This is a genomic window from Pseudomonas sp. AK106 (assembly GCF_053903055.1).
Genome location: NZ_CP096426.1, coordinates 4959872 through 4971672 on the forward strand (window position 1 = coordinate 4959872; position 11801 = coordinate 4971672).

The following is an 11801-nucleotide window of genomic DNA, read 5'->3' on the forward strand; positions in this document are numbered from 1 at the left end:
GCAAGCGCCAAGCCACAAGCGCCAAGCACAGCAGTCCGCGGCGTACACAACATTCGCTTTTACTTGCCGCTTGCCGCTTGAGGCTTGCCGCTTTGATTCGAGGAACGAAGTATGAAGATCAGCCGACAAGCCTACGCCGACATGTTCGGCCCCACTGTCGGCGACCGTGTGCGTCTGGCCGACACCGAGCTGTGGATCGAGGTCGAGCAGGATTTCACCGTCTATGGCGAGGAAGTGAAGTTCGGCGGCGGCAAGGTCATTCGTGACGGCATGGGCCAGGGCCAGGGCGTGGCTGCCGAAGTCGTCGACACGCTGATCACCAACGCGCTGATCGTCGATCACTGGGGCATCGTCAAAGCCGATGTCGGCCTCAAGGGCGGGCGCATCGCAGCCATCGGCAAGGCCGGCAACCCGGACATTCAGCCCGGGGTGACCATCGCCATCGGCGCCGCCACCGAAGTCATCGCCGGCGAAGGCATGATCCTCACCGCCGGTGGCGTCGACACGCACATCCATTTCATCTGCCCGCAGCAGATCGAAGAAGCGCTGATGAGCGGCGTCACCACCATGATCGGCGGCGGCACCGGCCCGGCGACGGGCACCAACGCAACCACGGTCACGCCCGGCAAGTGGCACATGATGCGCATGTTGCAGGCTGCCGAAGCGTTCCCCATGAACATCGGCTTTACCGGCAAGGGCAACGTCAGCCTGCCCGAGCCGCTGATCGAACAGGTCAAGGCCGGTGCCATCGGCCTCAAGCTGCACGAAGACTGGGGCACCACGCCTGCGGCCATCGACAACTGCCTGAGCGTCGCCGATCAGTACGACGTGCAGGTCGCGATCCACACCGACACACTGAACGAGTCCGGCTTCGTCGAAACCACCCTGGGGGCGTTCAAGAACCGCACCATTCACACCTACCACACCGAAGGCGCCGGCGGCGGTCATGCTCCGGACATCATCAAGGCCTGCGGCTTCCCTAACGTGCTGCCGAGCTCGACCAACCCGACCCGGCCGTTCACCCGCAACACCATCGACGAGCACCTGGACATGCTGATGGTCTGCCATCACCTGGACCCGAGCATCGCCGAAGACGTCGCGTTCGCCGAGAGCCGCATCCGCCGCGAAACCATTGCCGCCGAGGACATCCTTCACGATCTGGGCGCGTTCTCGATGCTCAGCTCCGACAGCCAGGCCATGGGCCGCGTGGGCGAAGTGATCATGCGCACCTGGCAGACCGCCGACAAAATGAAACGCCAGCGCGGCCCGCTGCCGGGGGACGGCGAAGGCAACGATAACTTCCGCGCCAAACGCTACATCGCCAAATACACTATCAATCCGGCCATCACCCACGGCATCAGCCATGAAGTGGGCTCCATTGAGGTGGGTAAATGGGCCGACCTGGTGCTCTGGCGGCCGGCCTTCTTCGGGGTGAAACCGACGCTGATCCTCAAGGGCGGCTCGATTGCCGCCAGCCTGATGGGCGACGCCAACGCCTCGATCCCGACCCCGCAACCGGTTCACTACCGCCCGATGTTTGCCAGCTATGGCAGCTCGTTGCACGCCAGCAGCCTGACGTTCATCAGCCAGGCGGCCTTTGACGCCGGGGTCCCGGAGCAGTTAGGGCTGAAGAAACAGATCGGCGTGGTCAAGGGCTGCCGCAGCGTCACCAAGGCCGACCTCATCCACAACGACTACCTGCCAAACATCGACGTCGACCCGCAGACCTATCAGGTGAAGGCCGACGGCGTGCTGTTGTGGTGCGAGCCGGCCGAGGTATTGCCGATGGCGCAACGGTATTTCCTGTTTTAAGGGTATTAGTCCGTTTTTGTAGGAGCGTGGCTTGTCCCGCGATCTGGTGCGCAGCGCCAGTGAAATCCATGAATGCGAAGATCCAGCTATTCCGTGATCGCCGCTTTTCACGACGACTTTGTCGCCGATCGCGGGACAAGCCACGCTCCTACAATGAAAGCGTGCAAATCCGTGATGCTTCCTGCAACAACATGGCGGTACTATGCGCGCTCTCATTCAGCGCCCCGGCAGCAAGGTAGTTCCCCATGCGTCTTTCGGACTTCATCGTTCAGAATGTGGATCGCATCGTCGATGAGTGGGAACGGTTTGCGGCCACGCTGACGCCCGCCGCCGCCCAGATGAGTTCAGCCGAGCTGCGCGACCATGCCGAGGCGATCCTGCTCGCGGCGGCGCGTGACATGAACACCGCTCAGACCAAAGCCGAACGCATCGCCAAGGCGCAAGGCGAAGACATCGGCAAAACCCCGACACTCGATCAGGCCGCCTCCAGTCATGGTGAATTGCGCCATATCGTCGGGTTTGACCTGGTGCAGATGACTTCAGAGTTCCGCCACCTTCGGGCCACGGTCGTGCGCTTCTGGGCAGAAAACCAGATAGATCCACAGGTCAGTCATATCACCGACATGATCCGCTTCAACGAAGCCATCGATGAAGCCCTGGCCGAGTCGACGGCGGCCTACGCCGATCGCGTGACACGTTCCCGTGACATCTTTCTCGCCATTCTCGGTCACGACCTGCGCGCGCCCTTGCAGGCCATCGGTATGTCGTCCGAGGTGCTGATGCGCAAGACTACGCTAGCAGACGCCGAGCTTGGGTACATCAAACGCATCAAAAGCAGCAGTTTGTTGATGGGGACAATGATCAGCGACTTGCTGGAGTTCGTCCGCAGCCGTCTGGGGGTCACGCTGCCGGTCGAGCGCAAGCCGATGGAGATGACCCTCGCCTGCCGCGAGGCCATCGACGCCGCGACGGCGGGGCAGCCCGACTGCAACGCCGTGTTCACCAGCACCGGTGACACCCGGGGCGAGTGGGATCGGGCACGCATCGCGCAGTTGCTGCAAAACCTGATTGGCAATGCCTTGCAGCATGGCGCGGCGACGCGGCAGGTCACCGTGAAGCTCACCGGCAGCGAAAACCATGTGAGCCTCTCGGTGCATAACGGCGGCGAGCCTATCGCGGAGGAAGCCATCGGCAGCATCTTCGACCCGCTGGTCCGCTCGGCCAACGAAAAAACCGGCATCCACAACCCTTCCACCAGCCTGGGCCTGGGGTTGTTCATCGTGAAAGAGGTGGTGAATGCCCATAACGGCAGCATCACGGTTGTGTCCAACGTCGGAGACGGCACGACGTTTAACGTGGAATTGCCGAAGAAAGGTTAATAAGCGTTGAGCAGCGAGCACAACCCGTGTGGGGAGTGAGCTTCAGTCCAGCGCTTCAATCCACAAACCGCCCCAGCCGCTGCCTGAGCATGCGGTTTTCCGCCCTGACGTGTTCGAGCTCTTGCAGAAGGTCCAGCGCCAAAGCGACGCCGTCCCATTCCAGCTGCAATTCGCGATGCAATTTGACCGCACGCCTGCCGATCGACAACGCGGCACTGTCGAACAGCCACTCATCCGGCTGCCTTCCCTGGGGTTCGAGAATGCCGTGCTCGACAATCTCGATGACGAAGGCGGCCGGCAGGTCGACCACCTCACAGAACTCCTGCATGTCTATGACCAGGGTATTGCTCATGATCAGTTACTCCATTGAGCCCTCGGATCGAACGCGGCCTGCTGGGCCAGCTTCTCCCACAGCGCTTTGGTCGCCTCATCGGTGGATTTGGGCATGACGATTTTCAGTTGCGCGTACAGATCGCCGCGCTGGCCCTGCTTGTTCAACAGACCATTGCCTTTGACCCGCAGCCGCTGACCGTTCTGACTGTCCGGGCGGATGGTCAGGTTGATCTTGCCGGTCAACGTCGGCACCGCCACCTTGGTGCCGAGCGCTGCTTCCCACGGCGCGATCGGCACCGTGATAATCAAGTCATGCCCCTCGACGTCGAACATCGGGTGCGGCGCCAGGCGGATGATCAGGTACAGATCGCCCTTCTCCCCACCGGCAACGCCCGGCGCGCCCTGCCCCTTGAGGCGGATGCGCTCGCCATCGGTGACGCCCGCGGGGATCTTCACATTCAACGTCTTGGTGATGTCGGCCATGCGCTGACCGTTGGCGCTGTGTTGCGGCACCTTGAAGCTGATCTGCTTGGACTCGGTGGAGAGAGTCTCCTCCAGAAACACCGCCAGTTCCATCTCCACGTCCTGCCCTCGACGCCCCGGGCTCTGCGCCCGACCGCCTTGCTGACCACCGCGATTACCGAAAATGGAACTGAAAAAGTCGGAGAAATCGCCGTTTTCGAAGCCGCCGCCACCAAAGCCCTGACCCGCGCCCGCGCCCGCGCCCGCGCCCGCGCCGCCGCGGCCCTGCCAGCCAGGCGGTGGCTGGAACCGGCCCTGACTGCCGTATTTGCGAATCTCGTCGTATTCGGCGCGCTTTTCAGGGTCGCTGAGCGCTTCATACGCTTCGGAGGCTTCTTTGAATTTGTCTTCCGCGCCAGGCTCTTTGCTGACGTCGGGGTGATACTTGCGCGCGAGCTTGCGATAGGCGGTCTTGATCGTCTTCTCGTCCGCCGTCGGCTCTACGCCAAGGATCTTGTAATAGTCTTTGAAGTCCATCTGACGGTCACCCAATTCTGGAATATCCAGCCCAGTCCGCAGCGTGTTCCACATGTGAACGCTGGCTGCGTTGAACGTTGCAATGTTATCGGCACGCCGTCCCGCGAATTGAAACGCTGTCCAGACCGGCCAAATGCATTAAGAGTTGCCTGCTAGATTGGGGCTCGGGGCCACAGTTCAAGCCAAGGGCCGGAAATAGATGCCGGACGGGCGATAAACCGACGTTTCGCGCTACGCATCCGGCGCGCACTCGCATACACTGCGCGGCCGTTTTTTGACTGGTATGCAAAGCAGATGAGCACTCCATCCCCGGCCCGTGCCCTTGGCATCGATTTTGGCACGTCCAACTCCACGGTCGGCTGGCTACGCCCTGGAGTGGAAACGCTGATCGCACTGGAGGACGGCAAGATCACGCTGCCCTCGGTGGTCTTTTTCAACATCGAAGAGCGCCGCCCGGTCTACGGTCGTCTTGCGCTTCACGAGTACCTCGAGGGCTACGAAGGCCGCCTGATGCGCTCGCTCAAGAGCCTGCTGGGTTCCAAGCTGATCAAGCACGACACCAGCGTGCTCGGGACAGCGATGCCGTTCAAGGACCTGCTCGGGCTGTTCATCGGCGAACTTAAAAAACGTGCTGAAGCCGCTGCCGGTCATTCCTTCGAGCACGTCGTGCTGGGCCGTCCCGTGCATTTCGTCGATGACGACGCTGCCGCCGACCAGGAGGCAGAAGACACGCTGGCCGATGTGGCGCGCAAGATCGGCTTCAGGGAGGTTTCCTTCCAGTTCGAGCCCATCGCAGCCGCGTTCGACTACGAGTCAACGCTGGACCGTGAAGAGCTGGTGCTGATCGTCGACATCGGCGGCGGTACGTCGGACTTCTCGCTGGTGCGCCTGTCGCCGGAGCGTCGCCTGATTGATGACCGCCACACCGACATTCTCGCCACGGGCGGCGTGCACATCGGCGGTACCGACTTCGACAAGCAGCTGAGCCTGCAGGGCGTGATGCCGCTGTTTGGCTATGGCAGCCGGATGAAAAGCGGCGCCTACATGCCGACCAGCACGCACATGAACCTGGCGACCTGGCACACGATCAACTCGGTGTATTCGCAAAAGTCGCAACTGGCGCTGGGCAGCATGCGCTATGACATCGAAGACACCCAGGGCATTGATCGGCTGTTCAGGCTGATCGATCAACGCGCCGGTCACTGGCTGGCGATGGAAGTCGAAGAAACCAAGATCCAGCTGACCCACTCGGAAAATCGCCTGGTGCCGATGGACCGCGTCGAGCCCGGCCTGAGCGTGGACCTCACGCGGCAGTTGTTCGAATCGTCAATTGACGCCTTGCTCGAACGCGTGCGCGGCAGTGTGACGAATCTGTTGAATGACGCAGGCGTGGGTGTGACCGATGTCGACACCGTGTTCTTCACCGGCGGCTCCAGCGGCATCCCGGCCCTGCGCAACAGCGTCGCCGCCATGCTGCCCAAGGCCCGGCACGTCGAGGGCAACATCTTCGGCAGCATCGGCAGCGGGCTGGCGATCGAAGCCAAGAAGCGTTACGGCTGATCCCCCGCGGGGCGCTTGTAGGACTGGCTTTAGCCGGGAAGGCGTCAGGTGTTACACCGCAAAAGTGAGGTTGTCCGCGCAGGCCTCTTCCCGGCTGAAGCCGGTCCTACTACATCGGAGGCGCATCGTAGGACTGGCTTTAGCCGGGAAGGCGTCGGGTGTGATGCCGCGAAATTGAGGGTGTCCGCGCAGGCCTCTTCCCGGCTGAAGCCGGTCCTACACATCGCAGGCGCATCGTAGGACTGGCTTTAGCCGGGAAGGCGTCAGGTGTCATGCCGCGAAATTGAGGGTGTCTGCGCAGGCCTCTTCCCGGCTGAAGCCGGTCCTACTACATCGGAGGCGCATCGTAGGACTGGCTTTAGCCGGGAAGGCGTCAGGCGTCACGCCGCAAAATTGAGGGTGTCCGCGCAGGCCTCTTCCCGGCTGAAGCCGGTCCTCCACACCGCGGGTAGCCGCGAATGGTTGAAACCTGCCGCTATACCAGCTCTGCCCGGCGCAGTTCGCTCTTCAGGTACGCGTAATAAATCGGCCCTGCCACTACCCCCGGCAGGCCGAAGGCGGCTTCGAAGATCAGCATCGCCAGCAGCAACTCCCACGACTTGGCGCTGATCTGCCCGCCGACGATCCGTGCGTTGAGGAAATACTCGACCTTGTGGATCACGATCAGATAACCCAACGCCGCCACCGCCACCCAGATCGACAACGACATGCCGACGATGAAGATCAGCGTGTTGGACATCAGGTTGCCGACCACCGGAAGCAAGCCCAGCAGGAAGGTCAGCACGATCAGGGTTTTGGTCAGCGGCAGGTGCACGCCACACAACGGCAGGATCACCGCCAGGAATATAGAAGTGAACGCCGTGTTCAGCAGCGAGATCTTGATTTGCGCAAAAACGATATTGCGGAAGGCCTGGGTCAGCAGATGCAGACGCTCGAACAGCGCCGCCGCCAATGGCTTGCGCTTGGTGACATCGGGGATGCGCTGCAGGGCGATGATCGCGCCCAGTACCATGCCAATCAGCAACGTCACGAACATGTGCGCCGCCCCCTTGCCGAGCAGCTGAAGCTCGCCCAGGTGCTTGGTCAGCCACGCGCTGAGGGACACCTGAAACTCGGTGGCACTGGCCGGCAGGTAGTTGTCGATGAAAGGCGGCAGCTGACCGCGGGCGCGGTCCACCAGAATCATGAATTTATCCAGCGACGCGCCGGGGTTTTCCGCCTCGTGCAGCAGGAAACTGATCGCGCCGGCAAACAGCAACGCCAGCACCGTCACCACCAGAGTCCCCAGCAACGCCACCGCCAGCCACCGCGCACGCTCGCCGGCAATCAGCCGTTGCAGCTGTGGGGTGAGCATGTCGACCAGTTCGTACACCAGCAAACCCGCCAGCAGACTGGGCAGAAGGTTGAGCGGCAAGACCAGCAGCAACCCGCCGAACACGAGAATGCAACTGGCCAGATAGACTTGACGGGGCGTAAACGTTGGCATACAGCCTCAAAACGAGCGGCGTGAAGGATGGGCAGTCTGCCAGCGTTCTGAGTGGAGAACCAGCGACGCGAAAGCCCTTCAGGGCTCAAGCGTTGGGAGGCTGCGATTGCAGGCCAGATCATCGGCCGCAATCGCAGAAAGTACAGGGGCCGGCGCCGCCTTTCGACGCCCGCCATTGGCTCGGAAAATTATTTCTTTTTAAGACAATCGCTCATGAACGCCTTGCGCGCATCGCCCTTGAGCGCCTGAGTGCTGGCCGTGGCGTTGCAGGTTTTCATCTTCTCCTGTTGAGTGGCGGCAGGCGCAGGCGCGGCCTTCAGGCAGGAGCTCATGAACGCCTTGCGCTCGTCGCCTTTGAGGGATTTGGCCGAGGCATCGGCGTTGCAGGTGGTCATCTTGTTTTGTTGGGCGGTGGCGGCAAAACCCTGGGCGCTCAGCAGCAGGCCCATCACCAGCAGAGGAATACGCAGCATCGTCATCGCTTTTCTCCGGAAGCGCCACGCACCTGCATGGCTTTCGGAGCAGTGTAGCCAAAGAATGTTGCTGCATATTTCTGCAAATGCGTAGCGCACGCTGGACGCGCGCACTGACAGGCCGATAATGGCGCCTCATTCAGCCGCCGGGCCGGTCATGCAATACCTTTATCCACTGCTCACCGTCATGATCTGGGCGGGCAACAACGTCATCACCAAAGCCGCCGCGGGCCGTATTTTCCCGGCCGAGATCGGCTTCTATCGCTGGTTACTGGCCGGCTTGCTGTTCACGCCGTTTCTGCTGGGTCCCGTGCTGCGCAATCGGGCGCAGATCAAACCCATCATCGGCAAGGTCGTGGTGCTGGGCGTGCTGGGCATGGCGATTTATCAGAGCCTGGCGTACTACGCGGCGAACATCACGACGGCCACCAACATGGGCATCATTCTGTCTTTGGTGCCGGTGATGACCCTGGGCATGTCGATCGCCAGCCTTGGCACCCGGTTGACCGCAGGCGCGCTGGTCGGCGCTATCGTGTCGTTTGCGGGCGTGTTGTGGGTGGTGTCCCAAGGGAGCTGGAGCTTGCTGATTGCCCATGGCATCAACATCGGCGACGTGATGATGCTGGTCGCAACGCTGGCCTATGCGACCTATAGCACGCTGCTGAAGAAGTGGCAGTTGCGCATGCCGCCGTTGCAGCTGCTTTATTTGCAGATCCTGGTGGCGATCATCGCGCTGTTTCCGCTGTTCGTGATTTCACCGAAAACCGGCCTGAATGCGAGCAACATTCCGTTGGTGCTCTACGCGTGCATCCCGACCTCAATGCTCGCGCCGTTGCTGTGGATGAAAGCGATTTCCATCCTCGGGCCAAGCCGTACCACGTTGTTTTTCAACCTGGTGCCGATCCTGACGGCGCTGGTCGCTGCGCTCGCACTGGGCGAGCAGCTGGCGTCGTATCACTTCATCGGCGGTGCCCTGACGCTGGGCGGGGTGATCCTGGCAGAACGCTGGACCACACCGCTGCGCAAGGCCGCAATCCATTAACGCTGTCCGTCGAATGAAACCGGCTATCAGGCTTTGTCGTGCTCCTGCGCAGCGTGAATCGACACGTCGGTGATGCCCAGCACATGGGGCAGACCGATGGTGTCCTCACCGGTATCGAAGGGGTCATCTTCAACGGCCACGTTGTGCTTGAGCGCCAGCTCGTGCACAACCTCGATGATTGGCACGTCGAGGTTTTCAATCAGATCGACATGGTGCTCACCGGCCAGCGTGTACTCGATTTCATAAAGCTCTTTATCGCTCATCGCATCTCTTCCTACGCGACCTCACGGGTCGACTGATCACGAACTACGGCCAAATAAGTCAAAGACCGGCGGCTTTGAGACGCGCGGCATGTTCAAGGAACAACCCCACGGGATCGGCTCCGTTGCCCACCAGCCCGAAGTGCTGGTTGACGATGTCGAAATGGTCGAGCGGGTAGTCATCACCGATGACTTTACCCAGGTGAGAACTGCATCTCCCGACCATGCCATCAGATTGACCCCGCTCTTTCGTGAACGTGCGAGCAAATATTCGGCAAGTGAGATTTGACGTATCAAAGAGGTTCTTGCCGCGGTCGGTACGCCCCGGTTGCAGGGTCCCTGACCACGAGTAATAGCGCACGCCGCCGACCTCCTCCTCGCCCTGCCCGCCCCAGTGTTCGGGCAATCCCTGGGGGAACCGCCGGTTGAAGTGCGCCACGCCGCGTGCGGTCAGCGAATGGTGCGCAGCGTCGACATCCACGGGCAGGCGCGTACCGCGATAACCGGTGTCGAGCAGGCTGGTGATGAGCGTGGTGAGGCGGATGGCAGCGTTGACCACACGCCCTTTCAGGGTATGGGGCGGGTAATGCGCTTCAAAGTAGTCGGCCAGTTCGGAGCCATGGTTGGGCCCCGCGACGGAGGTGACCGAGGCGACCAGGTCCGGGCGTACGCCAGCAACATACCGAATGGTCAGCGCTCCCTGACTGTGACCGATCAGGTTGACCTTCGCCGCGCCGGTTTCCTTGAGAACTTCCTGGACTCGGGCCAGCAATTGCTCGCCGCGAATCTCGGTGGAATTGACCGCCGACACCATGACCGGAATCACCTGCGCGCCGCCCCGACGCAGCGCCGGCACGATGCCGAACCAATACGGATAGACCACCAGTTTCACGAAGCCCATCAATCCCGGTACCAAGACGATGGGATAACGGGTGGCCTGCTCTTGCGACATTAAGGAGCGTTCCTCAGTGAGCGTTTTTGTTCAGCGCTGCGGGGTCAAGTCAGCCACGTCAAAGTAGCCGGGAAACATTCATAAAACATGACAGTACGGGTAATGCCCCATCGCCATCAATTTGATCGAACTCTTTTGCATCTTGAATGCTCCTAACAGCAACGGGCCAACAATGGCCTTTTTCGCGGAGCGATTCGAATGTTCAAGCAATCCCTGGCAGTAGTGATTTCCATGGCCGCATTGGCCGGTTGCGCATCGACCACCCTGCCGAACCCGGTTGATTACGCGACCTATCGCAATGAGCCGCTGGTCAAGCAAGTCGAAGAAGGCATGACCAAAGAACAGGTCCTGACCATCGGCGGCACGCCATCGACCTCCATTCAGCGTCGCGCCCACCCAGGTACTTGCAACAACTACGTGCTGAACCGCGAAGGCCATCAGCAGGCGTACTACGTCACCTTCGACAACAATGGCCGCGTCAACAGCAAGGGTTTCATGACCTGCGAACAGCGTGACGCCAACGAACGCGCCATGTGATCTGACGCCGTCCGTATGAATGGGTGAGTCCGCTCGCGATCACGAGCGCCGAGGCATCGCAAAGATGCCCGGCGCTGCCGCTGTCGCGAGTGATTCCCTTGAAGCAAGCGCACCCCGTCTTGACTCCGCATCACCCTCGTCCCCCTACAACCCGACCATCTGACACTGCGTCAAAAAGTCCCCGAACAAAAATCAAACTTTTGCCAGCGCCCACCACTCACACCTTAAGACCCGATCTCGCCGGGCGCCTGCTTGACGTATGGCGCAACAGAGCGCGACGGAAAAAACCGTAAAAGCCCTGGAGAAATCTGATGATCAATCTGCACCCAATGACCGACGTCGCCACCCTGCGAGAGCGCGCACGCAAAAACGTCGAAGACGGCGCCGTAACTGAAGGCTACAACGGTGATCGTGATGAGGTCCTGCGTCTGCTGAACTCGTCGCTGGCCACTGAGCTGGTCTGCACCCTGCGTTACAAGCGCCACTACTTCATGGCCAAGGGCATCAAGTCCCACGCCGCCGCTGATGAGTTTCTGGAACACGCCAATCAAGAGCTCGAACACGCTGACAAGCTGGCCGAGCGCATCGTGCAGTTGGGCGGCGAGCCGGAATTCAACCCGGACCTGCTGAGCAAGAACTCCCACGCCCAGTACGTGGCCGGCAACACACTGAAAGAGATGATCACCGAAGACCTGGTGGCCGAGCGCATCGCGATCGACAGCTACCGCGAAATCATTCAGTACATCGGCGACCAAGACCCGACCACCCGCCGTATCTTTGAAGAGATCCTGGCGCAGGAAGAAGAGCACGCCGACGACATGGCAGACCTGCTCGACGGCCTCTGATACGCGACACGCAATGCAAAAAGCCAGGGCACATGCCCTGGCTTTTTTGTGGGTAACTTTCAGGCGGGATGTTTAGCGGATACCGGGCTCTTCGCGAGCAAGCTCGCTCCCACAAGGGCCAGA

At 61.1% G+C, this 11801-nt stretch carries 12 protein-coding genes; 6 read left to right on the top strand and 6 right to left on the bottom strand.

Annotated features, from left to right (window positions below):
• Positions 1-111: 111 nt before the first annotated feature.
• Together ureC and M1E04_RS21835 are read left to right on the top strand one after the other, a co-directional pair.
• Positions 112-1812 carry an urease subunit alpha gene (ureC, locus tag M1E04_RS21830; protein WP_456292037.1) on the top strand — a complete coding sequence of 567 codons (1701 nt, stop codon included), beginning with the start codon at positions 112-114 and terminating at the stop codon, positions 1810-1812.
• Between the two features lie 245 nt (positions 1813-2057).
• On the top strand, positions 2058-3191 hold the full coding sequence (locus M1E04_RS21835) for a sensor histidine kinase (protein ID WP_065987759.1): 1134 nt from the start codon (positions 2058-2060) through the stop codon (positions 3189-3191).
• Positions 3192-3246: 55 nt separating this feature from the next.
• On the opposite strand, the gene M1E04_RS21840 is transcribed toward M1E04_RS21835, so the two are convergent.
• Both M1E04_RS21840 and cbpA read right to left on the bottom strand, forming a co-directional pair.
• Positions 3247-3543, bottom strand: coding sequence for a chaperone modulator CbpM (locus M1E04_RS21840; protein ID WP_065987760.1), 297 nt, complete (start codon positions 3541-3543; stop codon positions 3247-3249).
• A 2-nt stretch (positions 3544-3545) separates the two neighbouring features.
• Entirely contained in the window at positions 3546-4523 is a 978-nt protein-coding gene (cbpA, locus tag M1E04_RS21845; RefSeq protein ID WP_456292038.1) for a curved DNA-binding protein, read from the bottom strand.
• 294 nt (positions 4524-4817) lie between these two features.
• Between cbpA and M1E04_RS21850 the strand changes: the two genes are divergently transcribed.
• Positions 4818-6083, top strand: coding sequence for an Hsp70 family protein (locus M1E04_RS21850; protein WP_065987761.1), 1266 nt, complete (start codon positions 4818-4820; stop codon positions 6081-6083).
• A 475-nt stretch (positions 6084-6558) separates the two neighbouring features.
• Here M1E04_RS21850 and M1E04_RS21855 read toward each other — a convergent pair whose 3' ends face one another.
• Positions 6559-7569: an AI-2E family transporter gene (locus tag M1E04_RS21855; RefSeq protein ID WP_065987762.1), complete on the bottom strand. Its 1011-nt coding sequence runs from the start codon at positions 7567-7569 to the stop codon at positions 6559-6561.
• A gap of 188 nt (positions 7570-7757) precedes the next feature.
• Positions 7758-8048 (bottom strand): PsiF family protein, encoded by a 291-nt coding sequence (locus M1E04_RS21860; protein ID WP_065987763.1) that lies wholly within the window; start codon positions 8046-8048, stop codon positions 7758-7760.
• Positions 8049-8199: 151 nt separating this feature from the next.
• Between M1E04_RS21860 and M1E04_RS21865 the strand changes: the two genes are divergently transcribed.
• Entirely contained in the window at positions 8200-9084 is an 885-nt protein-coding gene (locus M1E04_RS21865) for a DMT family transporter (protein ID WP_192135393.1), read from the top strand.
• A 26-nt stretch (positions 9085-9110) separates the two neighbouring features.
• Here M1E04_RS21865 and M1E04_RS21870 read toward each other — a convergent pair whose 3' ends face one another.
• Both M1E04_RS21870 and M1E04_RS21875 read right to left on the bottom strand, forming a co-directional pair.
• Positions 9111-9347 (bottom strand): hypothetical protein, encoded by a 237-nt coding sequence (locus tag M1E04_RS21870; protein ID WP_074891368.1) that lies wholly within the window; start codon positions 9345-9347, stop codon positions 9111-9113.
• Between the two features lie 58 nt (positions 9348-9405).
• Complete coding sequence (locus M1E04_RS21875; RefSeq protein ID WP_192135297.1) at positions 9406-10296, bottom strand: esterase/lipase family protein; 891 nt, start codon at positions 10294-10296, stop codon at positions 9406-9408.
• Positions 10297-10494: 198 nt separating this feature from the next.
• Between M1E04_RS21875 and osmE the strand changes: the two genes are divergently transcribed.
• Together osmE and M1E04_RS21885 are read left to right on the top strand one after the other, a co-directional pair.
• Complete coding sequence (osmE, locus tag M1E04_RS21880; RefSeq protein WP_065987766.1) at positions 10495-10833, top strand: osmotically-inducible lipoprotein OsmE; 339 nt, start codon at positions 10495-10497, stop codon at positions 10831-10833.
• A 311-nt stretch (positions 10834-11144) separates the two neighbouring features.
• Complete coding sequence (locus M1E04_RS21885; RefSeq protein WP_065987767.1) at positions 11145-11678, top strand: ferritin-like domain-containing protein; 534 nt, start codon at positions 11145-11147, stop codon at positions 11676-11678.
• The last annotated feature ends 123 nt before the right edge of the window (positions 11679-11801 follow it).

Bases quoted from the DNA above. Each gene is read 5' to 3' on its own strand.
- ureC (WP_456292037.1), top strand. From the start codon at position 112: ATGAAGATCAGCCGACAAGCCTACGCCGACATGTTCGGCCCCACTGTC.
- M1E04_RS21835 (WP_065987759.1), top strand. From the start codon at position 2,058: ATGCGTCTTTCGGACTTCATCGTTCAGAATGTGGATCGCATCGTCGAT.
- M1E04_RS21840 (WP_065987760.1), bottom strand. From the start codon at position 3,543: ATGAGCAATACCCTGGTCATAGACATGCAGGAGTTCTGTGAGGTGGTC.
- cbpA (WP_456292038.1), bottom strand. From the start codon at position 4,523: ATGGACTTCAAAGACTATTACAAGATCCTTGGCGTAGAGCCGACGGCG.
- M1E04_RS21850 (WP_065987761.1), top strand. From the start codon at position 4,818: ATGAGCACTCCATCCCCGGCCCGTGCCCTTGGCATCGATTTTGGCACG.
- M1E04_RS21855 (WP_065987762.1), bottom strand. From the start codon at position 7,569: ATGCCAACGTTTACGCCCCGTCAAGTCTATCTGGCCAGTTGCATTCTC.
- M1E04_RS21860 (WP_065987763.1), bottom strand. From the start codon at position 8,048: ATGACGATGCTGCGTATTCCTCTGCTGGTGATGGGCCTGCTGCTGAGC.
- M1E04_RS21865 (WP_192135393.1), top strand. From the start codon at position 8,200: ATGCAATACCTTTATCCACTGCTCACCGTCATGATCTGGGCGGGCAAC.
- M1E04_RS21870 (WP_074891368.1), bottom strand. From the start codon at position 9,347: ATGAGCGATAAAGAGCTTTATGAAATCGAGTACACGCTGGCCGGTGAG.
- M1E04_RS21875 (WP_192135297.1), bottom strand. From the start codon at position 10,296: ATGTCGCAAGAGCAGGCCACCCGTTATCCCATCGTCTTGGTACCGGGA.
- osmE (WP_065987766.1), top strand. From the start codon at position 10,495: ATGTTCAAGCAATCCCTGGCAGTAGTGATTTCCATGGCCGCATTGGCC.
- M1E04_RS21885 (WP_065987767.1), top strand. From the start codon at position 11,145: ATGATCAATCTGCACCCAATGACCGACGTCGCCACCCTGCGAGAGCGC.